The sequence below is a fragment of the Caballeronia choica genome, from assembly GCF_001544535.1.
Lineage (GTDB): Bacteria > Pseudomonadota > Gammaproteobacteria > Burkholderiales > Burkholderiaceae > Caballeronia > Caballeronia choica.
In genome coordinates this window covers 1-20,529 of the sequence record NZ_FCON02000017.1, presented here as the reverse complement: position 1 = coordinate 20,529, position 20,529 = coordinate 1, and the positions used below count along the sequence as shown (strand labels likewise).

Sequence of the window (20,529 nt, the reverse complement as noted above, 5' to 3'; positions counted from 1 at the left end):
GCGGAACAGCCTGCACGATCGCGTCACTACGGGGCGTGACGTACAAGAGCAGCACTCATAGACGGCCGGCTAGCAGAACACATCGGCGCGGCCGTACTTTTAAAACCGAAAAGAAGGAGAGTTTCCATGAAGACGACCCAATTCCTGAAGGCCGCCGGCGGTATCGCAGCAGTGGTGTTCGCGCTCAACGTAAACGCGCAGACGACCTCCGCATCGGCCCCGGCCGACACGTCGGTGGGCCAGAAGGTCGACGACAGCGCAATCACGACCAAGGTCAAGGCTGAGCTGCTCGGCGCGAAGAACCTGAAGTCGACGCATATCCATGTGAAGACGGTCAAGGGCGTAGTCTCGCTGACGGGCACGGTGCCGTCGGCCGCGGACAAGTCCACGGCGACGGAAGTCGTCTCCGCCGTGTCGGGTGTGGCGTCGGTGAAGAACCATCTTAAAATTGCCGCCGAGTAGTGGCATAGTTGTGCCGGCCCGGTGCGCCTGCGTGGCTTGATTCCAGCGCTGGCCGGCCGGGCGTTTCAAGGACCCGCGCGGGTCGCGAGTGCCGGTGGATCGGCATCGCGGCTCGCGCGGGTCTGTATCTGAAGCATGGCGAGTGCGCCGGTTGAAGAGGGAGGCGTCTCGATCACTACGTGCACGGCCGAGATACGGAGCGCGAGGCAAAGCATGAAATACGGCTCTCGCATACCCGGTTCGATGCAGGCGGTCCCAAGGAAAAGGAGATTTCAATGAAAAGCACGAAAAAACTGGCATTGATCGGCGCGCTGACTCTCGCATTCACCGCTCCTGCCTTCGCTCAGACCGCGGGCGGCGGTCAGTCGACTGGCGCGTCGGGCACGCCCGACGCGGCGGCGAAGCCCGCGAAGGGCACGACGCTGCATCAGCAGAACAAGGCGCACAAGCTGCATGGTGCGTCGGCTGCGGCTGCGGCTTCCGCGCTCGGGACTAACGACAAGGGCCAGCCGCAGTAATATCGAGATTCGCCGTCGTGGACGGTTGTGTGAGGAGCCTCGTTGCGAAAGCAGCGAGGCTCTTTTTATTTGGCCGTGCTGGGCCGCGGTGGTAATGAAAAGCCGCCAATGCCGTGAGGCAAAGGCGGCTCGTTCCTCCATGCGGCCTGGGTTGGTCAACCGAGGCCGCTGCGCACATCCTATGACTTCGAGGCTGCGTATTGGTCGCGCAAGTCGCGGATGCGATCGTGGTTCTGGATCACGCCCTGATACTGGCGTTCGACGATCGCGCGCACGTCAGCCGGAAGGTCCTTGTCCAGCGCGTCGCGATAGTTTTTCTTCGCGACATCTTCACCGCGCTCGCATTCGGCGAGAATGCCGTGGTCGTCGCGGCCAGTCACGGCGGACTTCACATCGACCCAGCCGCGATGCAGTGCGCCGCCCACCGTGCCGCCGGTTTCGGGTTTGCCGCCCAGGCGCTGGACCAGATCCTGTAGTTCCCGAGCGCCGCGGCCGCAGTCTTCGGCGCGGCCCTGGAACAATTGCTTCAGGCTCGGATCACGGGTGTCTTCGGCTGCTTTAAGAAAGCCCTTTTCGCCGTCCTTCGACGTTTCAACGAGATCATTGAGTACCGATACGATATTCGTGCTCATGTAATTGCTCCTTTTGATCGAGGTTGCCCGCAGATGAGATCCCTGTGCGGGATGCGGTCTTGGAGCTGTTGCACGTGGCGTGCCCGGGGCGGGATTTTTTGAGGGTTTCGAGGCGGGAGCTGCATCGACTAGCGCCGCACCATGGCACAAACTGCTGCGGTTCACGCAGGAACAAAAAAGCGAAAGAGCCGCCCAGCGGGCGGCTCTTTCGCTTTTGCTTCAAACCAACGCGTCAAGCGCGACGCTGCGCGTATTCCCCCACCGGATGCGGCGGCTGCAGCGGGTCGAAGTCGCTCCAGCGGCCCTGCTTCCAGCGCCCCGACGCGCGTTCGATGTCCATGCCGCCCGCATCGCGCAGGATCGATGCCGCGTCGGTCGCCGTTTCGGGCGACACATGCACGGCGACGAGCACGCCCGCGTGCCGCGCGTTCTCCTCGTTGGCGAGCGAAGTGGACGAGCCCGGCCTCGGCTTGCGCGTGTGCGACATCGCGCCCGCCAGCGAGCCGATGTACGCGCCGACGCCCGCCGCCACCACCGACACGAGCAACGGCGCCTTGAAGACCGCGAATACCGCCGCGCCGACGACCGCACCGATCACCGCGCCGATCGTCACGCCGCGGCCCGCACCTTTGGGCGCGGCCGCTGCCCCGGGGTCGGTGCCGACGTCGCCGCCGATCGGATGGCGCGCATGCTGCCCGCTCGGGTTGACGAAAAAGAGCGTGACGTCTTCCTCGACGAAGCCGCGCGCAAAGAGCCGCTGCGACGCGGCTTCGGCGGCCGGAAAGGTCTGGAAACGGCCCGCGATGATGAGCGACATGTTGCCTCCGTTTTCGTTGGATGAGGGATGCGGGAAGGGAATCCGCGCGCTTACTTCGGCTCCATCCCCGCAACGCGAAAGAGCCCGCTTCTCAACACCACCGGCTGACCGCCGTTTTCGTCGAGTGCTTCGGCGCAGACCGCGCGGATTCGCGCGCGGCCCTGCTCATAGGCGGGCAAGACGTGCTCCTCCCGCGCCGACGCCGCGCCGAAGTGGTCCTCCAGTGCTTCGACCGTAATCGCGCAGACCACCGGCTGGCCGTCGACGAGCGCGGTGAAGTTGATCTCCAGGTCGACGCCGTCGAAGATCGGCGGATCGTCCGAGAAAGTGATGTGCATGGTCGAGTCCTCATAGGCCGGACGATGGGGGAAAGCGGTCCGGGCGCTCATGCCTTCGCCTTCGCGAGTTGCTGCGCCATCTCGTAGTGATGCTCGATGATCGGCAGGGCCTTCGACGCCGCGTTCTTCAACTGCGCGTCGTTGCCGCTCTCGCTTTCCTTCTTGAAGAGTTCGACGGCCTTCTGATGGCCGCCAACCGCAACCTTTTCAATATATGCCTTGTCGAAGTCGGCGCCTTGAAGATTTTGCAAACTGCCGACGACCGCCGAGTCCGCACCCGGCGCCGCCGTGATGCCGTGGCGCTTCGCGATGACGTCGAGATTGCGCGCGAGCTTCGAGTGATCCGCGATCATGCGCTCGGCGAAGCCTTTCACCTGCGCGTCGCTCGACTTCGTCAGCGCCAGCTTGCTCGCGGCGATTTCGGTGGCGCCGGCCTGACCGGCGTCCTGCACGAACTGCTGATCGGCAGCCGACAGTTTCGCCGGGTTGTCCTGGGCTTGCGCGCCCGGAACGATCCCCGCGCCAAGCGCGAGCGCGGCGACGCTTGCGCCGGCAAGCCACTGGCGCATGCGTGCGCGGCGTGCGGGCGAAGTGCGTCGGGAGTGGAAAACCGGGTCGTTCGGCATGCGTTCCTCCTTCCTTGCGGGATGCTTCGATGATTCGTCGCGCGCGTGTTTCATGCGCTTGTTTCATGATTCCGCGCCTTCCGCGTCACGAGAACCAGGCGCGGCGAATCCTTCGTTTCACGCGGCGTTCTTGCGCTTGCCGAGCGCGTCGATCAACGCCTTGTTGAAGGCCGGCAGGTCGTCGGGCTTGCGGCTCGTGATCAGGTTGTCGTCGATTTGCACTTCTTGGTCGACCCAGGTGCCGCCCGCGTTGCGGATGTCGTCCTGCAGGCTCGGCCAGCTCGTCAGCGTGCGGCCCGCAACGATGCCCGCCGAGATCGGCAGCCAGCCGCCGTGGCAAATCACGGCGATCGGCTTCTTCGCCTGGTCGGCGGCTTTCACGAAGGCTTGCGCCTGCGCGTCGAGGCGGATGGCGTCGCCGTTCACGACACCGCCCGGCAACACGACCGCGTCGTAATCCGCTGCCTTCACCTGGTCGAACGTGGCGTCGACGGAGACTTTCTCGCCCTTGTCGACATGCTTGAAACCCTGGATCTGTCCCGGCTTCTGCGAGATCACGTGAACTTGCGCGCCGGCTTCCTTCAGGGCACGTTGAGGCTCGACGAGTTCGGCCTGCTCGAAGCCGTCGACCGCGAGAATCGCGACCTTGCAATCATTCAGCGAAGTGACCATGAAAACACGCTCCTTGTTGCTGGATAAGGCTGTAGGACCGTTCCGGCGATGCGGAACACGTCCTTCGAAGTCAGCAAGGGGTGTGCCCAGAGCGGGCGTGGGGAGTCTGGTGGAACGTGAGGCGAGGCGTACGCTCAGGCCGCTTCCGCGCGCCGCTTGCCCGCAAGCCGCATCAAGCTCACGACGGCTGCCGCGGCGGCGAACGCAGCCGCGGCGAACAGCGTGATGATCGCGCCATGCTGCGGCGCGACGCCGAAGATCAGCGCGACGAGCGCGGCGCCGAGCGTCTGCCCGGACAGCCGCGCGGTGCCGAGCATGCCGCTCGCGCCGCCGCTGCGATGGCGCGGCGCGGATGACAGCATCTGCCGGTTGTTCGGCGACTGGAAGAGCCCGAAGCCAAGCCCGCAGACGGCCATCCGCCAGGCGATGTCGAACGGCGTCGGATGCGGGCCGGTCGTCGCGAGCAGCAGGAGGCCGGCCGTCAGGATCGCGAGCCCGATGCCGCCGAGCATCCCCGCCGAGTACCGATCCGCGAGCACACCTGCAAGCGGCGCGACGAATACGATCACGAGCGGCCACGGCGTCATCAGGAAACCGGTCTGCACCTGCGTCATGCCGAAGCCGTCCTGCAACAGGAACGGCAGCGAGACGAAGGTCAGCATTTGCGCGGTGAACGAACAAAACGACGTCGCGATGGAGAGCGCGAACACCGGAATGCGCATCAGGTCGACGGGCAGCAGCGGCGCGCTTTGCGTCAACTGGCGTCGCACGAAGAAATAGCCGATCACGCCGGCCACGATGAATTCCGCGATCACGTACGGACGATGCTCGCCGTGGCCGAGGCCGTCGACCGCCGTGATCGCAAGGCCGAAGACCAGCGCGTTCATGATCGCGCTGGCGTAGTCGTAGGGCTGCCGATGGCCGGGCGTGCGCGGCAGCGCGCGCGTCCCGACGGCGAGCGCGGCGAGGCCGATCGGCACGTTGATCGCGAACAGCCACGGCCACGGCGCGACGGCGAGCACGCCGGAAGCGACGGTCGGCCCGATGACCGAGGAGATCGCCACCACCGTCGCGTTGATGCTCACGCCGCGTCCGAGCTGGTCCGGCGGGTAGATCATGCGCACGAGCGCGGTGTTGACGCTCATGATGCCGGCCGCGCCGAAACCCTGGACGACGCGCGTGATGGTCAGCGCGACGAGCGAGCCCGACAGCGCGCAGCCGAACGAGGCGAGCGTGAAGAGTGCGAGCCCCGCCATGTAGACGCGCCGGTAGCCGATCCGGTCGCCGAGCGAGGCGAGCGGCAGCAGCGAAATGGTGATGGTGAGCTGATAGGCGTTGACGACCCAGATGGAATCGGCGGGTGTCGCGTTGAGCGTGCGGGCGATGGTCGGAAGCGCGACGTTGGCGATGGCGCCGTCGAGCACCGCGAGCGTGATGCCGAGCGCGACGACGAGGATCGCCCAATAGCGCTGGGGTAAAGGTAGGCCTTGTTCTGCTTCCATCGATCGGCGTTGAGTGAAGGGGCGGCGGTTTTTTCATACGGCGCGGCTTGTGCGCCGGTTGCGTCGTGCGGTTCGCGCGTGTCTCGCGCCGCGATGGAGTCGCGCACCGGGCGGTCCGTCGCCGGGTGCGCGTGACGCGTCACTTCAGCTCGTAAAGGCCCGTGTAAGTCGCCGAATCGATTTCGTTCAGGTGCGTCATGAAGCGCGCGACCGCGTTGGTCGCGTTGGCGTCGAGCGCGAGGTTGGCCGCCTGCAGCGCGTGAATGCGGAAGATGTAGCGATGCGTCTTGTCGCCGCGCGGCGGCGCCGCGCCGCCGAAGCCGACCGTGCCATAGTCGTTGCGCAACTGCAGCGCGCCGGCGGGCAGGAGGCTCCCGTCCGCCTTGCCGGCGTTGCGCGGCAAGGACCGGACGTCGGCGGGAATGTTCACGACGACCCAGTGCCAGAAGCCGCTGCCGGTAGGCGCGTCGGGATCGTAGACGGTGAGCGCGAAGCTCTGCGTTTCGGCGGGCGGATCGCCCCACTGCAAGGCGGGCGAGATGTTCTCGCCGGCGCCGCCGAATGCTTGCTGATCGAATTCCTGCGCCTTGGTCATGAAGCCGTTCGCGGGAAATTCGTCGGACCAGATGCGGAAATCAGCCATGAATCGTGCCTCCATTCAACAGGTTGAAATAAGCGGCGCGCGGCGTGCACGCGCGGGGTTTGCGCGGAGTTAGCGACTTGGTGCAGCAAACATGCCCGACGCCGGACTTCCGTGAAAGCGCGGCCGAGGCAGGGCGCAGGGGCTTATCGAGTGTAGCATCCGGCCCCGGATAACGACGCATCGGCCGATCAGCGCTTCGCGCGCCTCACCGCGCCACGAGTGCCGAAAAAATGGCGCGTTAGAATAATGAGACAAATACGACGCCGGCGCGAGCCGAGAGGATGACCATGCACAACGACGTGCGGCAAGCCGCCCGACCAGCCGTCCGACCCATCGCAGCCGAGCGCACGCCCGGCGACGACGCCGACATGTTCGACCTCGCGCCCGTCTCGCTGTGGCTGGAGGATTTCAGCGCCGTGCGCGAACTCTTCGAAAGCTGGCGGGCGGCGGGCATCACCGACCTGCGCGCGCATCTGTCCGCAGACCCGGCGCGTATCGTCGCGTGTTCGTCGCGGATTCGCGTGATCAAGGTGAACCGGCGCACGCTGACGCTCTTCGGCGCGAAGGATGTCGATCATCTCGTGCAGAACCTCGCCAGCGTGTTTCGCGACGACATGCTGCAAACGCACGTCGATGAACTGGAGCAACTGTGGTCCGGCAAGCCGCAGTTCGTCAGCCAGACGGTGAACTACACGCTCGACGGCCGGCGCCTCGATGTGCTGCTAAAAGCCGTGATCCTGCCGGGGCACGAGTCGCGCTGGGATCGCGTGCTGGTCACGATCGAGGACATCACGGAACTCGAAGGCGTCAGGCGCCGGGCGGCGCAAAGCGAACTCTACGCGCGCGGCCTGTTCGAGCATTCGCCGGTGTCGCTGTGGGTCGAGGATTTCAGCTCGGTGAAGGCGCTGCTGGATGACTTGCGCGAGCGCGGCATCGTCGATTTCCGCACGTTCACGAACGTGCACCCGGAGTTCGTCGAGCGCTGCATGCAGGAGATCCACGTCCTCGACGTGAACCAGCACACGCTCAGGATGTTCGCCGCGCCCGACAAGCTGACGCTCCTCGCGCGCCTCTCGGACATCTTCCGCGACGACATGCAGCAGCACTTCCAGGAGCAGTTGGTCGACCTGTGGGATCACAAGCTGTTTCATCAGCGCGAGGTGCTCAACTATTCGCTCGAAGGCGCCGAGCTGAACGTGCACTTGCAATTCTCGGTGTTTCCGGGCCATGAGCGCGACTGGGACCTCGTGCTCGTCGCGCTCACCGACATCACCGCGCGCAAGAAAGCCGAGGCGTACCTGGAGTTCCTCGGCAAGCACGACGCCCTCACGAAGCTGAAGAACCGCTCGTTCTATATCGACGAAATCAACCGGCTGGAACGCAAGGGCCCGTTCCCGGTGACGGCGATCGCGGTCGACGTGAATGGTTTGAAGGCGGTGAACGACCAGTTGGGCCACGCCGCCGGCGACGCGTTGTTGCGCCGCGCGGGCGAGGTGCTCGGCAAGGCGGTGGAAAAGCCGTTCCAGGCGGCGCGCATCGGCGGCGACGAATTCGTGCTGCTGCTGCCGGGCACCGACGAACGCGGCGGCGAAGCGGTGATGGCGGGCATCCGGCAACTGGTGGAGGTGAACAACCAGTTCTACTCGGGCATGCCGCTCAGTTTCGCGATGGGCGCCGCGACCGCGCAGGACGGCGAGCGCCTGGAAGCGATGCTGCAACGCGCCGACGCGGTGATGTACACCGAGAAGCGCGCCCATTACGGCGATCCGTCCGACGAGCGGCGCGCGGACCCGCTCTGATCGCGACTATTGCGCTATCGGACTATTGCCCGCCGGTCACTTCGTCAATACCCCGGTCGAGCGCCGGGCAAGCCTCGTGGAGTTCCTTCGCGTACTCGGCCGGATTGCTCGACTTGAGCTTCGCGAAGCGGTCGACGGCCGATTGCGCTTCCGCATAGCCGAGGTTCCAGGCGCCGTCGAAGTCGGGCGCCGCCGTGAAGTTCTGCCGGGCCGCTGCCTTGAAGCGCTCGATTTTCGCGGCGTCGATGTGGCAGACGTCCGCCGCCCCGCGCGCGATGTTGCCGCAGGTGCGCACGCCTTCCATCGCGAGGCTCTCGGGCGAGGGCGCCTGTTGCCCCTGTTGCTGCGCCCGCTGCTGGGTTTGCGCGCTTGCGGCGCAGCCAATGACGGCAACGAACACACCGGTCAGAACTGTCTTGGGAGTCATGCGATTCCTCGTGGGTTGCCGCGCGAATTATAGGCGAATGCCCTTCCCGGCGACGGCGCGACTCCCGGCCGGACGGGCCATTTCACCGTGCTAGAATCGATCGTCAATGCTTCTTCCAGCCAGGCAACTACCCAGAACAATGAAAAAAGGAAGTAAGGCCGCGATGGCCGCCAGTACTGCGCCTGAGACGCGGCGCAAGTACGATCCGGAGGAGACCAAGCGCAACATCCTCGACATCGCCACGCAGGAGTTCTCGGCGATGGGGCTGTCGGGCGCGCGCGTCGACGCCATCGCGGAGCGCACCAACACCACGAAGCGGATGCTGTACTACTACTTCGGCAGCAAGGAAGGGCTCTACGAAGCGGTGCTCGAACAGGTGTACGGCGACATCCGCGCGCTCGAACAGGAACTGCAACTCGGCGAGATGGAACCGGAAGCGGCGCTGCGCCACTTCGTCGAATTCGCGTTCGACTATCACGACAAGCATCGCGATTTCGTGCGGCTCGTCACGATCGAAAACGTGCATGCCGCGAAATACATCGAGCAGTCGAAGACTTTCAAGAACCGCAATTCGAGCGTCGTGCGGACGATAGAAGACCTGATCGCGCGCGGCGTGGCGGCGGGCGTTTTCCGCGACGATGTCGATCCGATCGACTTGCACCTGATGATCAGCTCGTTTTGCTTTCACCGGGTGGCGAACCGGCATACGTGGGGCGCGGCATTCGGGCGCGATCCATCCGGGCCGCGCTCACGCGCGCGGCATCGCGAGATGATCGTCGATGCGGTGCTGCGATTCATGCGGCGCGACGGCTGAAGACGGGAAATATGACGGCGACCCTGGGTCGCCGTTTTTCATTTGTGCGTGGCCAATCTGGCTTACTGCGTTGCGTCATCTTGTGTGCATGAAGTGCATGAAATTGCCCGTCCGCGTTTCTCCCAATTTGTACGATCTAGTTAGTTTAAGATACCATGGGCGACGACCTCAAAGTCCGCGGCACGCTTCGCGTCGTATCGGCATCTTTGCCGGGCCTTGTCGCAACGTACTTTCCACTGCATTACAAGGAGGCGGCGATGCCGCGTTCAATTCGCACTTCCATCGCGACGGTATCGATCAGCGGCACGCTCGTCGAGAAGCTGAATGCGATTCGCGCAGCGGGATTCGACGGCGTCGAGATCTTCGAGAACGACTTGCTCTATTTCGACGGCACGCCCGCTGACGTGCGCCGCATGGCCGAAGACCTCGGCCTTCAAATCTACCTGTTCCAGCCGTTTCGCGATTTCGAGGGCGTGAGTGCCGAACGCCTCGCGCGCAATGTCGAGCGCGCGAAACGCAAGTTCGACCTGATGCATGAACTCGGCACCGACCGCATGCTGGCGTGCAGCAACGTGTCGCCGGACACGATCGGCGACGACGCCCTGATCACCGACCAGCTCGGTGTCCTCGCGCGCCTGGCGGGGGAGGCGGGCGTGATCGTCGGCTACGAAGCCCTTGCGTGGGGGCGGCACGTCAATTCGTACAAGCATGCGTGGCGGCTCGTCGATGCGGTGAATCACCCGAGTCTCGGCCTCGTGCTCGACAGCTTCCACACGCTGTCGATTGGCGATTCCGTCGATGAAATCGCATCGATCCCCGGCGAGCGCATCGCGTTCGTGCAGATCGCCGACGCGCCCGTGCTCGCGATGGACGTCCTCGAATGGAGCCGCCACTACCGCTGTTTCCCGGGCCAGGGCGCGTTCGACGTCGCAACCTTCACCGCGCGGGTGCTCGAAGCGGGCTATACCGGGCCGCTGTCGCTCGAAATCTTCAACGACGGTTTTCGCGCGGCGCCGACCGCCGCCACCGCAGCCGACGGCCATCGGTCGCTGCGCTTCCTCGAAGAGCAGACCCGCGCCGTGATGAAGCAAACGGCGCCGGAAATCATGTTCGACCCGCCCGCGGCGCCCGAGCATATCGGCTTCCAGTTTCTCGAATTCGCCGTCGACGAGGCGACGCGCGTCGCAGTGGCCGACTGGCTCGGCAAGCTCGGTTTCCGGCTGGCCGGCCGGCATCGTTCGAAGGACGTCACGCTGTATCGGCACGGCTCCGGCTCGATCGTGCTCAACGCCGAGATGGATTCGTTCGCGAGCGCGTTTTTCCAGCAGCACGGGTTGTCGCTGTGCGCGTCGGCGTTTCGCGTCGACGATGCCGGGCGCGCGTTCGAGCGCGCCGCGGCCTACGGCTACACGCCGTTTTCCGGGCGCATCGGCCCGAACGAGCGCGTGCTGCCGGGCGTGAAGGCGCCGGACGGCAGCCTCGACTATTTCGTCGACGAAGCACCCGGCGCGCCCACGCTGTGGGAATCGGATTTCGTGCTGATTGATATCGACGGGCCCGACAAAGCCGGGCCGCTCGAACGGATCGATCACGTGTGTCTTTCGCTCCCCGCCGACGCGCTCGACACCTGGGTGCTGTTCTTCCGCACGGCGTTCGGCTTCGAAACCGAACCCAGCGTGCTCGTGCCCGACCCATATGGCCTCGTGCGCAGCCGCGCGGTGCGGAGCCGCGACGGCTCGGTGCGGATTGCGCTGAACGCTTCGATCGACCGTTACACGGCGGTCGTCGAGTCGCTTGCGACGTATCGCGGATCGGGGTTGAACCACGTCGCGTTCAGCACGCCCGACATCTTCGATGCGATTCCGCGCCTTGCCGCCGACGGCGTCCAGTTCCTGCGCATCCCGCGCAATTACTACGACGACCTGGCGGCGCGCTACGCGTTGCCCGACGAACAGATCGACGCGATGCGCGAGCACAACATCCTGTACGACCGTGACGAGCGCGGCGGGGAGTTCTTCCACGCGTACACGGAGCAGCTCGACCAGCGGTTTTTCCTCGAAGTGATCGAGCGGCGCGGCGGTTACGACGGTTACGGCGCGGCGAACGCGGCGGTGCGGCTCGCGGCGCATGCGCAGTTGCAGAAGGCGCGTCGCGGATGAGGGCGTGCGGCGCTCGCTGACCTATCATTGAGACATTGCTGCAATCGGAAACGGAGGGCGCCATGCCGGAATTCACGAATCTTCTGGTTGGTCTCGCCGGGCTGGCGGCGGTCGCGATCGTCGTGTTCGCTCATGACTGGCGCGAAGAGCATCGCCAGCGGATGCTGATGCGGCCCGCCCGACATCACGCGGTTCGCGACTGGTGGATGCGCCACAGGCATTGAGGCGAGGCGGTCGGTTTTTATCGGCCGGCTGGAGTACAGCAAAATGGCCGTTCCGGAAGGCTCGGAGCGGCCTTTGTATTCGTATTATCCGAAGTCGGCGCGGCGATGTGCGTGCATCCGCTGCGCACGGCCAGGCTTTTCCGGTGCTCAGGCGCCGCGCAGCGGTGGCTTTCTCGCGCGACCCGCCGCAGTGACCTGCAACGGCCCGGCTTGAGCTTGGGTTTCGGCCTCGGCGGCGCGAAGCCTGTCGTTTTCCCTTTCCCGGCTGATCGCTTCGAACGCTTCGACCTGCAAGTACAGCCGATGAACCGCCTGAATCTGCGTATGCGAAAGATGCGACGCCCGCGTGATCACCGCCAGCCGCTCGCGCCAGTACGACGGCGGCAGTTGCAGCGGACCGCCGGAATCGCATACGAGCGAAAGCCGCAGCACCAGTTCGAGGTGCGCCAGGTCCTTGTCTGCCAACAGCGCCGAAAACGCGCCTTGAGGCTTGGGATGGGAGTGGTCCATCACTGAGTAACGGCAGCGATCGCGCGCGCTGGATGAGTACTTTCCCTTAATGCACTTGTCCTGGAACGCGGCGGATTGCGCGATCGTCTTTGATATACTCTGCGCTCGCTGGCTTTGCCGCTTGTTGCGATTGTCGGATAAAGCCAGCGCCGGCGCCTCGATTAGGAAGAGGCATCAAAAGCCGGACGGCGTCAGGACGAACATCGGCCGCAACGGCCCGTCCCGCTCCCGTACAATCGGTTTGCTCCCCGTAGTTCAATGGATAGAACGAGTGCCTCCTAAGCGCTAAATGCAGGTTCGATTCCTGCCGGGGGGACCAGCACGATGGCCGACAAGTTGGTCTGCCAGGTTGGAAATACTTCGGATCAGGTATGAATAGGTTGCCCGCATCGGTCGACGCCGCGCTTTGGGGAAGGTCGCGCCCGCGCAGCGCATAAGAAGAAATGATCAACGGTAACGTAATCGAGATTACCGAGGTTCTCGAAAGATCCGTCCAGGGATCTACATTGCCGTTTTTGTGTCGTGGAGCAGACGACCTCCTCTACTATGTCAAAGGCCGCGGGGCCGGTCGCCGTAGTCTTATCTGTGAGTGGTTAGCCTACAGCCTTGCGTCTGCATTCGGCCTTCCAATTGCGGAATATCGCATCGTAGAAATTCCCGAGTCGATGTCGACGTTGGGTCTGCCCGATTTCCCCGATCTCGGTACGGGTTTTGCATTCGGATCGCTGTATCAGCCTAACGCTATTGATCTACCATGGTCTTATGTAGATCAGGTTCCGATCGGTGTTCGGAGAGATGTTGTGGTGTTCGATTGGTGGATACGTAACGAGGACCGAACGCTCACTGAGAAAGGTGGCAATCCAAACATGCTATGGGATGTGGCGCGGCAGGAGGTCGTGATCATCGACTACAATCTTTCGTTCGATGACACGTTCGATGTCCGCAGGTTCTGGAGTGCGCACGCGTTCTGTGGCGACTGGAACGATGTTTTCCAGGATTGGCTCGCGCGTCCGGTCTACGAGCAGCGAATCTGCAAGGCGCTCGAGTCGTTCGAGAGGGCGTGCGACAAGATGCCGGACGAGTGGCTCGAAGTCGCCCCGGGCGTACCGAGCACATTCACACCCGATGATGCGCTTCGAATTTTGGAGCGAATTGACCAGCCTGGATTTTGGGATCAGCGATGAAACATGCTTGCAGATACGCATTAGTGCGCTTTATGCCGTACGCACAGACCGGCGAATTTGCGAACGTCGGCGTCGTCCTGATGAGCCAAAGCGCCCGTTTTTTTGGATGCAGGATGCTCGACCGGGTCGGTCGCATTACTGCTTTTTTCGATGAGCTTGACGTCGGCGTCTACAAGCGCGCCCGTGATATTTTTCGGGACGAACTTGCTCGCGTCGGCGAAATGGCACAGCGCGCATTCATCGGGGCGGTGAACGGTCCCAGCATCGACTTCGCGAACTTTGCGTTTGACGAGATCGTCAAGCCTCGCCAAGCGATCATCTACGCTGACACCCACCGAGCTGTTCTTGCTGATGACCCGTCGGAAAAGCTCAATGAACTTTACGAACATTACGTCGGTCGGTCGTTTGTCACGCCGGTGTACCAAGAGCGGATTGTTGAACAACGAGTACGCAGCATCCTTCGGGCGGCAGACCTGCAAATGGCTTACCAGGCAAGGGTGCTCGGGACCGGCTACAAAGCGAAGCTACCCTTTGTTCGTGTGAACGAGGACGGAGTGGCGATCAAGTTGATCAAGCCACTCGATCTGGGCCAGGATGATCCAACCCGTCTCTACGATCATGGATGGGAATGGGTGGGGAAAGTGAAAAAGCTTCAACGAGACGGCGAGCTTCGCGGAGATGCTCTATTCGCGGTCCGGCCGCCACAACAAAACTTCGGTGCTAGTGCGTCTGCGTTTGCGGACTTAAAGCAAGAGTTCGAGCGAGCGGGGATCATTACCTCACACGACGACGATCGCGAGAAAATCCTCGAATTCGCTACCTCCGATTGAGCCACATCGGGTGGGGCTTTTGAATAGGCCGTGAGTTTGAGTCACCCCCGATTTCGCCCTGCGTTTCGGAAAACTCCCCGCCGCGTTCATCCCGCGAACCCGCTCATGACCGAAATCGAATCCGCCTCGCTGGTGTTCGTCCTGCTGCTCGCCAGCACGGCACTCGGGGCATTCGTCAGGCCGCTGCTTCCCGAAGAGCACAAGGCGCAGGAGACGGTCCAGCTCGTGCAACTCGTGGTCGGCATGCTGGTCACGTTCGCGGCGCTGGTGCTCGGCTTGCTGACGGCATCGGCGAAAACGGTCTTCGACACCACCGATAGCGACATCCGCGGCTTTGCGTCGTCGCTGATCCAGCTCGACCAGGCGCTGCGAGAATACGGCCCCGAAGGGGACGAGTCACGCGCGCTGCTGCGCGCCTACACGGCTGCCGCGATCGCCAGCACGTGGCCGGGAGAGCTGCCGCCACGCGGCAACGACTACCCCAAGCTCGCGGAAAACGACGGCCGCACGGACAACCTCGACAGCCAGAAGCTCGGCGCGCTCCTCGAACGCGGCCAAGCCCAGGTGCGCCGGCTGCAGCCGCGCGATCCCTACCACGCGAAGCTTGCCAACGAAAACCTCGATCGCTTCGACCGGCTCATCGCATTGCGCTGGAAGCTGATCGAAGAGGCGCACGGCTCGATTTCGTATCCGTTCGCGCGGATTCTCGTCGGCTGGCTGCTGATCATCTTCTTGTGTTTCGGACTGATCGCGCCGCGCAACGCGCTGTCGCTCGTGACGATCACGCTCGGGGCGTTGTCGATTGCGCTCGCCGTGCTCGTGATCCTCGATCTCGACACACCGTTTTCCGGCCCGATCATGATCGCGAGCCAGCCGATGCGCGACGCGCTCGCCTACCTGAACCGGTAGCAACGCCGCGACGTCACGACGTCTCATGCCGATCTGCGCCTTGAATCGCCGATCCCGCGAAAATCAGAACTCCACAGCCGCGAAATCTTCCTTGCCCACGTCGCACAGCGGACAGCGCCAGGTGGCGGGGATATCGGCGAAACGGGTGCCCGGCGCGAGCCCTTCCTCGGGGATGCCGTCTTCTTCGTTGTAGATCCAGCCGCAAATCAGGCAGACCCAGCTTTTGTATTCCAGAACTTCACTCACGACAGACTCTTTTGTTTCGTTTCACAAAATGCAACCAACGGCACGACAGGCGCCGAATGGTGCAGCGAACCCGGCATATTCCCGGAACCGTGAAAATGCTTCCCATGCGGGCGGAAAGTGTCAGGAAAACGGCGTTTGTCCCGAATGGGCGCTGCTGCAAGCTCGGTGTATGCTCGCCGTTGCGGCATGGCAGTCGGCCGCGCTTCGGTTGGTCGGCGTGAAACACGCTTTCGGCCGCTTTGCTCAAAGGAGAAAAACGATGTTGAACAAGCTAATGGGAGCGGTGCTCTCGGGGACCTTGCTCATTGCAACGGCGGTACAGGCACAGGCGCCGGCACGCGTGTTTTTCGTCGAGCCGAAAGATGGCGCGACCGTGACGAGCCCCGTGCATGTGAAATTCGGCGTCGAAGGGATGCAGGTCGCACCCGCGGGCACGACGACGGAGAAAACCGGCCACCATCATCTGCTGATCGACGGCGGCCCGCTGCCGAAGGGCCAGGTCATCCCGGCCGACGACAAATCCCTGCACTACGGCAAGGGCCAGACCGAAGCCGACGTGAAACTGCCGCCCGGCGATCACACGCTGACCATGCAGTTCGGCGACGGCGCACATCATTCGTATGGCCCGGAAATGAGCCAGACCATCAAGGTGCATGTGAAGTAACGCTGACACAACACTGCGCCCCTTGTCTCGAAAACGCGGCTCCGGCCGCGTTTTTCGTGGGGCGCCCGGCCGTTTGCCTTGGTCGGATGGCTTAGGCGACGGGCCGCGACGGGCAACACCGGTACAATGGCCGCTTCCAGTTTTTGCACTTTTCCGGCTGCCCTCATGTCGCTTTATTCCATCTCGGACGCGCAACTCGCGTTCGGCCACGTCGCATTGCTCGATTACGCCGATTTCTCGCTGGAAGCGGGCGAACGCGTCGGACTGATCGGGCGCAACGGCGCGGGCAAGTCGTCACTGCTCAAGATCGTCGCCGGCCTGACGAAACCCGACGACGGCCTCGTCACGCGTCAGAGCGAACTGACGACCGTCTACGTGCCGCAGGAACCCGAATTCGATCTGGAAGCGTCGGTGTTCGACGTCGTGGCGTCCGGTCTCACCGATGCACGCGCGCTGCTCGACGAATACGACGAGGTCGCGCACAAGCTCGCTGACACGCCCGAAGGCGCCGAGCACGACGCGCTGCTCGCGCGCATGAACACGCTGCAGTCGTCGCTCGACCTGCACGACGCCTGGAACTGGCGCACGCGGGTCGCGACCACGCTGGCGCAGATCGGTCTCGACGGCGACGCGCGCTCGGGTTCGCTCTCGGGCGGCATGAAAAAGCGCGTCGCGCTGGCGCGGGCGCTCGTCGTGCAGCCGGACGTGCTGCTCCTCGACGAACCGACCAACCACCTCGACTTCGACGGCATCCGCTGGCTCGAAGACCTGCTCGTGACGCTGCGCACGGGCCTCTTGTTCATCACCCACGACCGGGCATTCCTCGATCGCGTCGCGACGCGCATCGTCGAACTGGATCGCGGGCGCCTGCTGTCGTATCCGGGCAATTTCAGCGCCTATCAGACGAGGAAGGCGCAGCAGCTCGAAGTCGAGCAGGTGGAAGCGGCCAAGTTCGACAAGCTGCTCGCGCAGGAAGAAGTGTGGATTCGCAAGGGCGTCGAGGCGCGGCGCACGCGCAGCGTCGGGCGCATCGCGCGGCTCGTCGAGATGCGCCACGAGCGCGCGGAACGGCGCAACTCGCTGGGTAACGTGAAGCTCGATGTCGGGCAGGGCGAGAAGTCCGGCAAGATCGTCGCGGAACTGACCGACGTGACCAAGCGCTACGGCGAGCGCACGATCGTCGACAACTTCACGGCCACCGTCATGCGCGGCGACAAGATCGGCTTTGTCGGGCCGAACGGCGCGGGCAAGACGACGCTGCTCAAGCTGATCCTGGGCGAGATCCAGCCCGACGCGGGCCGCGTGCGCGCCGGCACGAACATCCAGGTCGCCTACTTCGACCAGATGCGCGCGCAGCTCGACCTCGACAAGTCGCTCGCCGATACCATCAGCCCGGGCAGCGAGTGGGTCGAGGTGAACGGCGTCAAGAAGCACGTGATGAGCTATCTCGGCGACTTCCTGTTCGCGCCGGAACGCGCGCGTTCGCCGGTGCAGTCGCTGTCGGGCGGGGAGCGCAACCGCCTGCTGCTCGCGCGCCTTTTCGCGCGGCCGGCCAACGTGCTGGTCCTCGACGAACCGACCAACGACCTCGACATCCCGACGCTCGAACTGCTGGAAGAACTGCTCACCGACTACGACGGCACCGTGCTGCTCGTGAGCCACGACCGCGCGTTCCTGGATAACGTCGTGACGTCGGTATTCGCATCGGAAGGGGCGGGCAAGTGGCGCGAATACGTCGGCGGCTTCAGCGACTGGCAGATCCAGCGCGAGCGTTCGGAGCAGATCGCGCAGGACGCTGCCCGTCAGAACGCGAAGGAAGCACCGAAGGAAGAAGGGCCGAAGGACAGCGCGGCGGGCCGCAACGCGCAGCGCACGGTGAAGCTGTCGTTCAAGGAGCAGCGCGAACTCGACGCGTTGCCCGAGAAGATCGCCGCGCTCGAAGCGGAGCAGAAGGCGATTTCCGCGCAACTCGAAGACGGCTCGATCTTCGCGAAGGACGCGAAGGAGGGCGCGCGGCTGAGCGAACGGCATGGCGCGATCGACGAGGAATTGCTCGCCGCGCTCGAACGCTGGGAAGAGCTGGAGGCCAAGCGCAAGTAAGCAGCGCCGTTGCTCCCTATATCGAAAACAGTAAAATACCTCGCGTTTTATGTGTGTCCGCGTTTGACGGGCACCGCATTACCGCTATTCTCCAAGCAGTCCGGCGTTGTCGGCCGGGCTTGCCCGATGTGTTCACGCATTCGCCGGTGACTCGGCCGCCTTTCGGCGAACCAACGCGGAAAGACCGCCGGACACCGGACTCACGTTCAGTCATGTCCACGAAAAAACCCGACAGCGGCAAAAGCAGCGGATACAGCGAAGCATCGATCAAGGTGCTGAAGGGCCTGGAGCCGGTCAAGCAGCGGCCCGGCATGTACACGCGCACGGAAAATCCGCTGCACATCATTCAGGAAGTCATCGACAACGCCTCCGACGAAGCGCTCGGCGGCCATGGCAAGCAGATCATCGTCACGCTGCATACCGACAATTCGGTTTCCGTCGAGGACGACGGTCGCGGCATTCCGTTCGGCATGCACCCGGAAGAAGGCGTGCCGGTCGTCGAGATCGTATTCACGCGCCTGCACGCGGGCGGCAAGTTCGACAAGGCGGCCGGCGGTGCCTACACGTTTTCCGGTGGGCTGCACGGCGTGGGCGTCTCGGTGACGAACGCGCTTTCGACGCGGCTCGACGTCACCGTCTGGCGCGAGGGCAAGGTCGCCGAGATCGGTTTTTCGAACGGCGATGTCATCAAGCCGCTTGTCACGCGCCCGGGCGAGCGCGGCGAGAAGAAGTCCGGCACGCGCGTGACCGCGTGGGCCAATCCGAAGTATTTCGATTCCCCGCATCTGCCGGTCGGCGAATTGCAGCGGCTGTTGCGCTCGAAGGCGGTGTTGCTGCCGGGCGTCGAGGTGGTGCTCGTCGTCGAGAAGACCGGCGAGCGGCAAACCTGGAAATACGAAGACGGCTTGCGCGGCTATCTGCTCGAAGGCATGGGCGGCAGCGACCTGCTGATTCCGCTTTTCGAAGGCGAACGCTTTGCCGAAAGCTCGCGTTCCAGCGAAGAGACATTCGCCGAGGGCGAGGGCGCCACGTGGGTGGTCGCGTGGAGCGAGGAAGGGCCGCTGTTGCGCGAGTCGTACGTCAATCTGATCCCGACGCCGGCGGGCGGCACGCACGAATCCGGCCTGCGCGACGGCTTGTTCCAGGCGGTGAAGAGCTTCGTCGAGCTGCACAACCTGCAACCGAAGGGCGTCAAGCTGCTTGCCGAAGACGTGTTTGCGCGCGTGTCGTTCGTGCTGTCGGCGAAGGTGCTCGATCCGCAGTTTCAAGGCCAGATCAAGGAGCGCCTGAACAGCCGCGACGCGGTGAAACTCGTCTCGTCGTTCTCGCGGCCCGCGCTCGAACTGTGGCTGAACCAGCATGTCGAGTACGGCAAGAAGCTCGCGGAACTCGTGATCCGCCAGGCGCAGGCGCGTACCCGCGCGGGGCAGAAAGTCGAGAAGCGCAAGAGTTCGGGCGTGGCCGTGCTGCCGGGGAAACTCACCGATTGCGAATCGACGGATATCGCGCGTAACGAACTTTTTCTCGTCGAGGGCGATTCGGCGGGCGGCTCCGCGAAGATGGGCCGCGACAAGGAATTCCAGGCGATCCTGCCGTTGCGCGGCAAGGTGCTGAATACGTGGGAAACCGAACGCGACCGGCTCTTCGCGAACAACGAGGTGCATGACATCGCGGTTGCAATCGGCGTCGATCCGCACGGTCCCGATGACAAGATCGATCTCTCGAACCTGCGTTACGGGAAGATCTGCATCCTTTCCGATGCGGACGTCGACGGCGCGCATATTCAGGTCTTGCTGCTGACGCTTTTCTTCAAGCATTTCCCGCAGCTTATCGAGCGCGGGCATGTGTGCGTCGCGCGTCCGCCGCTCTTTCGCGTCGATGCGCCGGCGCGCGGCAAGAAGCCCGCGCAGAAGCTTTACGCGCTTGACGAAGGCGAACTCGAAGCGATCCTCGACAAGCTGAGGAAGGACAGCGTGCGCGACACGCAATGGACGATCAGCCGCTTCAAGGGCCTGGGCGAAATGAGCGCGGAGCAGTTGTGGGACACGACGATGAACCCGGATACGCGGCGCTTGTTGCCGGTCGGGCTGGGGGATCTCGGGTTTGATCTCACGGTCACGCGGATGACGATGCTGATGGGCAAGGGCGAGGCGGCATCGAGGCGGAGCTGGCTTGAGGAGAAGGGCAACGAGGTCGAGGCTGATATTTGAGGGTTGGTGCTGGCGCTTGGGTTGGGTTTGGGGTTACACCGTTTGATGCGCTTGGGCTTCCATGGAACTTGCTTTGTTTTTGGTTTATTAGCTCTGCCCCTGTCCGGGGCGGGACTCACTTTCTTTGCTGCTGCAAAGAAAGTAAGCAAAGAAAGCAGCTTCCCACCGCCAATTCTTGCCATGCGCCTCCAGACCGCTCCCTCGGAGTGGTCCAACCGGGGGAGTGTCGTTAGCGGGGTTTCA

Annotated in this window: 22 protein-coding genes and 1 tRNA gene; 13 read left to right on the top strand and 10 right to left on the bottom strand. The window is 63.8% G+C overall.

The annotated features are described in order from the left end of the window. Positions 1 to 126: 126 nt before the first annotated feature. Together AWB68_RS10405 and AWB68_RS10400 are read left to right on the top strand one after the other, a co-directional pair. Positions 127 to 462: a BON domain-containing protein gene (locus AWB68_RS10405; RefSeq protein WP_087644259.1), complete on the top strand. Its 336-nt coding sequence runs from the start codon at positions 127 to 129 to the stop codon at positions 460 to 462. Between the two features lie 275 nt (positions 463 to 737). Next, positions 738 to 980 (top strand): hypothetical protein, encoded by a 243-nt coding sequence (locus AWB68_RS10400; RefSeq protein ID WP_087644258.1) that lies wholly within the window; start codon positions 738 to 740, stop codon positions 978 to 980. Between the two features lie 179 nt (positions 981 to 1,159). Here AWB68_RS10400 and AWB68_RS10395 read toward each other — a convergent pair whose 3' ends face one another. The 7 genes from AWB68_RS10395 to AWB68_RS10365 all read right to left on the bottom strand — a co-directional run bounded on the left by AWB68_RS10395 (position 1,160) and on the right by AWB68_RS10365 (position 6,210). Further along, positions 1,160 to 1,612: a PA2169 family four-helix-bundle protein gene (locus AWB68_RS10395; RefSeq protein ID WP_087644257.1), complete on the bottom strand. Its 453-nt coding sequence runs from the start codon at positions 1,610 to 1,612 to the stop codon at positions 1,160 to 1,162. A gap of 232 nt (positions 1,613 to 1,844) precedes the next feature. Continuing rightward, positions 1,845 to 2,429, bottom strand: coding sequence for a hypothetical protein (locus tag AWB68_RS10390; protein WP_087644256.1), 585 nt, complete (start codon positions 2,427 to 2,429; stop codon positions 1,845 to 1,847). Positions 2,430 to 2,479: 50 nt separating this feature from the next. After that, positions 2,480 to 2,818: a DUF1488 family protein gene (locus AWB68_RS10385; protein ID WP_235028275.1), complete on the bottom strand. Its 339-nt coding sequence runs from the start codon at positions 2,816 to 2,818 to the stop codon at positions 2,480 to 2,482. Continuing rightward, the gene (locus AWB68_RS10380) at positions 2,815 to 3,336 is read right to left on the bottom strand and encodes a DUF4142 domain-containing protein (RefSeq protein ID WP_087644329.1); all 522 of its coding nucleotides are present in this window, start codon (positions 3,334 to 3,336) and stop codon (positions 2,815 to 2,817) included. Before AWB68_RS10380 ends, AWB68_RS10385 begins: the two co-directional genes overlap by 4 nt. A 174-nt stretch (positions 3,337 to 3,510) precedes the next feature. Beyond that, entirely contained in the window at positions 3,511 to 4,065 is a 555-nt protein-coding gene (locus AWB68_RS10375; protein ID WP_087644254.1) for a type 1 glutamine amidotransferase domain-containing protein, read from the bottom strand. 134 nt (positions 4,066 to 4,199) lie between these two features. Beyond that, positions 4,200 to 5,567 (bottom strand): MFS transporter, encoded by a 1,368-nt coding sequence (locus AWB68_RS10370; RefSeq protein ID WP_087644253.1) that lies wholly within the window; start codon positions 5,565 to 5,567, stop codon positions 4,200 to 4,202. 139 nt (positions 5,568 to 5,706) lie between these two features. Beyond that, entirely contained in the window at positions 5,707 to 6,210 is a 504-nt protein-coding gene (locus tag AWB68_RS10365; RefSeq protein ID WP_087644252.1) for a YbhB/YbcL family Raf kinase inhibitor-like protein, read from the bottom strand. 287 nt (positions 6,211 to 6,497) lie between these two features. Between AWB68_RS10365 and AWB68_RS10360 the strand changes: the two genes are divergently transcribed. Continuing rightward, the gene (locus AWB68_RS10360) at positions 6,498 to 8,009 is read left to right on the top strand and encodes a sensor domain-containing diguanylate cyclase (RefSeq protein WP_374729567.1); all 1,512 of its coding nucleotides are present in this window, start codon (positions 6,498 to 6,500) and stop codon (positions 8,007 to 8,009) included. 22 nt (positions 8,010 to 8,031) lie between these two features. On the opposite strand, the gene AWB68_RS10355 is transcribed toward AWB68_RS10360, so the two are convergent. Beyond that, on the bottom strand, positions 8,032 to 8,436 hold the full coding sequence (locus AWB68_RS10355; RefSeq protein WP_235028273.1) for a hypothetical protein: 405 nt from the start codon (positions 8,434 to 8,436) through the stop codon (positions 8,032 to 8,034). Between the two features lie 139 nt (positions 8,437 to 8,575). On the opposite strand from AWB68_RS10355, the gene AWB68_RS10350 reads away from it, so the two are divergent. From AWB68_RS10350 to AWB68_RS48170, 3 genes are all read left to right on the top strand, one after another. Further along, positions 8,576 to 9,250 (top strand): TetR/AcrR family transcriptional regulator, encoded by a 675-nt coding sequence (locus AWB68_RS10350; protein ID WP_087644250.1) that lies wholly within the window; start codon positions 8,576 to 8,578, stop codon positions 9,248 to 9,250. A 269-nt stretch (positions 9,251 to 9,519) separates the two neighbouring features. Then, complete coding sequence (locus AWB68_RS10345; protein ID WP_087644327.1) at positions 9,520 to 11,409, top strand: bifunctional sugar phosphate isomerase/epimerase/4-hydroxyphenylpyruvate dioxygenase family protein; 1,890 nt, start codon at positions 9,520 to 9,522, stop codon at positions 11,407 to 11,409. Positions 11,410 to 11,471: 62 nt separating this feature from the next. Continuing rightward, positions 11,472 to 11,633 (top strand): hypothetical protein, encoded by a 162-nt coding sequence (locus AWB68_RS48170; protein ID WP_160109994.1) that lies wholly within the window; start codon positions 11,472 to 11,474, stop codon positions 11,631 to 11,633. Between the two features lie 147 nt (positions 11,634 to 11,780). Here AWB68_RS48170 and AWB68_RS10340 read toward each other — a convergent pair whose 3' ends face one another. Continuing rightward, on the bottom strand, positions 11,781 to 12,143 hold the full coding sequence (locus AWB68_RS10340; RefSeq protein WP_235028272.1) for a hypothetical protein: 363 nt from the start codon (positions 12,141 to 12,143) through the stop codon (positions 11,781 to 11,783). A gap of 244 nt (positions 12,144 to 12,387) precedes the next feature. Between AWB68_RS10340 and AWB68_RS10335 the strand changes: the two genes are divergently transcribed. From AWB68_RS10335 to AWB68_RS10320, 4 genes are all read left to right on the top strand, one after another. Further along, a tRNA-Arg gene (locus AWB68_RS10335) sits at positions 12,388 to 12,462 on the top strand. A gap of 124 nt (positions 12,463 to 12,586) precedes the next feature. Continuing rightward, positions 12,587 to 13,327 carry a HipA family kinase gene (locus tag AWB68_RS10330; RefSeq protein ID WP_087644249.1) on the top strand — a complete coding sequence of 247 codons (741 nt, stop codon included), beginning with the start codon at positions 12,587 to 12,589 and terminating at the stop codon, positions 13,325 to 13,327. Continuing rightward, positions 13,324 to 14,157 (top strand): DUF3037 domain-containing protein, encoded by an 834-nt coding sequence (locus AWB68_RS10325; RefSeq protein ID WP_087644248.1) that lies wholly within the window; start codon positions 13,324 to 13,326, stop codon positions 14,155 to 14,157. The genes AWB68_RS10330 and AWB68_RS10325 overlap by 4 nt, the downstream gene beginning before the upstream one ends. Before the next feature lie 105 nt (positions 14,158 to 14,262). Continuing rightward, positions 14,263 to 15,066: a bestrophin-like domain gene (locus AWB68_RS10320; RefSeq protein WP_087644247.1), complete on the top strand. Its 804-nt coding sequence runs from the start codon at positions 14,263 to 14,265 to the stop codon at positions 15,064 to 15,066. 63 nt (positions 15,067 to 15,129) lie between these two features. On the opposite strand, the gene AWB68_RS10315 is transcribed toward AWB68_RS10320, so the two are convergent. Then, entirely contained in the window at positions 15,130 to 15,312 is a 183-nt protein-coding gene (locus AWB68_RS10315; protein WP_087644246.1) for a rubredoxin, read from the bottom strand. A 259-nt stretch (positions 15,313 to 15,571) separates the two neighbouring features. Between AWB68_RS10315 and AWB68_RS10310 the strand changes: the two genes are divergently transcribed. The 3 genes from AWB68_RS10310 (at position 15,572) to AWB68_RS10300 (ending at position 20,286) form a co-directional block, all read left to right on the top strand. Then, positions 15,572 to 15,976, top strand: a complete 405-nt coding sequence (locus AWB68_RS10310; RefSeq protein ID WP_087644245.1) for a DUF4399 domain-containing protein — start codon at positions 15,572 to 15,574, stop codon at positions 15,974 to 15,976. A gap of 165 nt (positions 15,977 to 16,141) precedes the next feature. Continuing rightward, positions 16,142 to 18,076: an ATP-binding cassette domain-containing protein gene (locus AWB68_RS10305; protein ID WP_087644244.1), complete on the top strand. Its 1,935-nt coding sequence runs from the start codon at positions 16,142 to 16,144 to the stop codon at positions 18,074 to 18,076. A gap of 212 nt (positions 18,077 to 18,288) precedes the next feature. After that, complete coding sequence (locus tag AWB68_RS10300) at positions 18,289 to 20,286, top strand: DNA topoisomerase IV subunit B (RefSeq protein WP_087644243.1); 1,998 nt, start codon at positions 18,289 to 18,291, stop codon at positions 20,284 to 20,286. Positions 20,287 to 20,529 lie beyond the last annotated feature (243 nt).

Bases quoted from the DNA above. Each gene is read 5' to 3' on its own strand.
- AWB68_RS10405 (WP_087644259.1), top strand. From the start codon at position 127: ATGAAGACGACCCAATTCCTGAAGGCCGCCGGCGGTATCGCAGCAGTG.
- AWB68_RS10400 (WP_087644258.1), top strand. From the start codon at position 738: ATGAAAAGCACGAAAAAACTGGCATTGATCGGCGCGCTGACTCTCGCA.
- AWB68_RS10395 (WP_087644257.1), bottom strand. From the start codon at position 1,612: ATGAGCACGAATATCGTATCGGTACTCAATGATCTCGTTGAAACGTCG.
- AWB68_RS10390 (WP_087644256.1), bottom strand. From the start codon at position 2,429: ATGTCGCTCATCATCGCGGGCCGTTTCCAGACCTTTCCGGCCGCCGAA.
- AWB68_RS10385 (WP_235028275.1), bottom strand. From the start codon at position 2,818: ATGAGCGCCCGGACCGCTTTCCCCCATCGTCCGGCCTATGAGGACTCG.
- AWB68_RS10380 (WP_087644329.1), bottom strand. From the start codon at position 3,336: ATGCGCCAGTGGCTTGCCGGCGCAAGCGTCGCCGCGCTCGCGCTTGGC.
- AWB68_RS10375 (WP_087644254.1), bottom strand. From the start codon at position 4,065: ATGGTCACTTCGCTGAATGATTGCAAGGTCGCGATTCTCGCGGTCGAC.
- AWB68_RS10370 (WP_087644253.1), bottom strand. From the start codon at position 5,567: ATGGAAGCAGAACAAGGCCTACCTTTACCCCAGCGCTATTGGGCGATC.
- AWB68_RS10365 (WP_087644252.1), bottom strand. From the start codon at position 6,210: ATGGCTGATTTCCGCATCTGGTCCGACGAATTTCCCGCGAACGGCTTC.
- AWB68_RS10360 (WP_374729567.1), top strand. From the start codon at position 6,498: ATGCACAACGACGTGCGGCAAGCCGCCCGACCAGCCGTCCGACCCATC.
- AWB68_RS10355 (WP_235028273.1), bottom strand. From the start codon at position 8,436: ATGACTCCCAAGACAGTTCTGACCGGTGTGTTCGTTGCCGTCATTGGC.
- AWB68_RS10350 (WP_087644250.1), top strand. From the start codon at position 8,576: ATGAAAAAAGGAAGTAAGGCCGCGATGGCCGCCAGTACTGCGCCTGAG.
- AWB68_RS48170 (WP_160109994.1), top strand. From the start codon at position 11,472: ATGCCGGAATTCACGAATCTTCTGGTTGGTCTCGCCGGGCTGGCGGCG.
- AWB68_RS10340 (WP_235028272.1), bottom strand. From the start codon at position 12,143: ATGGACCACTCCCATCCCAAGCCTCAAGGCGCGTTTTCGGCGCTGTTG.
- AWB68_RS10330 (WP_087644249.1), top strand. From the start codon at position 12,587: ATGATCAACGGTAACGTAATCGAGATTACCGAGGTTCTCGAAAGATCC.
- AWB68_RS10325 (WP_087644248.1), top strand. From the start codon at position 13,324: ATGAAACATGCTTGCAGATACGCATTAGTGCGCTTTATGCCGTACGCA.
- AWB68_RS10320 (WP_087644247.1), top strand. From the start codon at position 14,263: ATGACCGAAATCGAATCCGCCTCGCTGGTGTTCGTCCTGCTGCTCGCC.
- AWB68_RS10310 (WP_087644245.1), top strand. From the start codon at position 15,572: ATGTTGAACAAGCTAATGGGAGCGGTGCTCTCGGGGACCTTGCTCATT.
- AWB68_RS10305 (WP_087644244.1), top strand. From the start codon at position 16,142: ATGTCGCTTTATTCCATCTCGGACGCGCAACTCGCGTTCGGCCACGTC.
- AWB68_RS10300 (WP_087644243.1), top strand. From the start codon at position 18,289: ATGTCCACGAAAAAACCCGACAGCGGCAAAAGCAGCGGATACAGCGAA.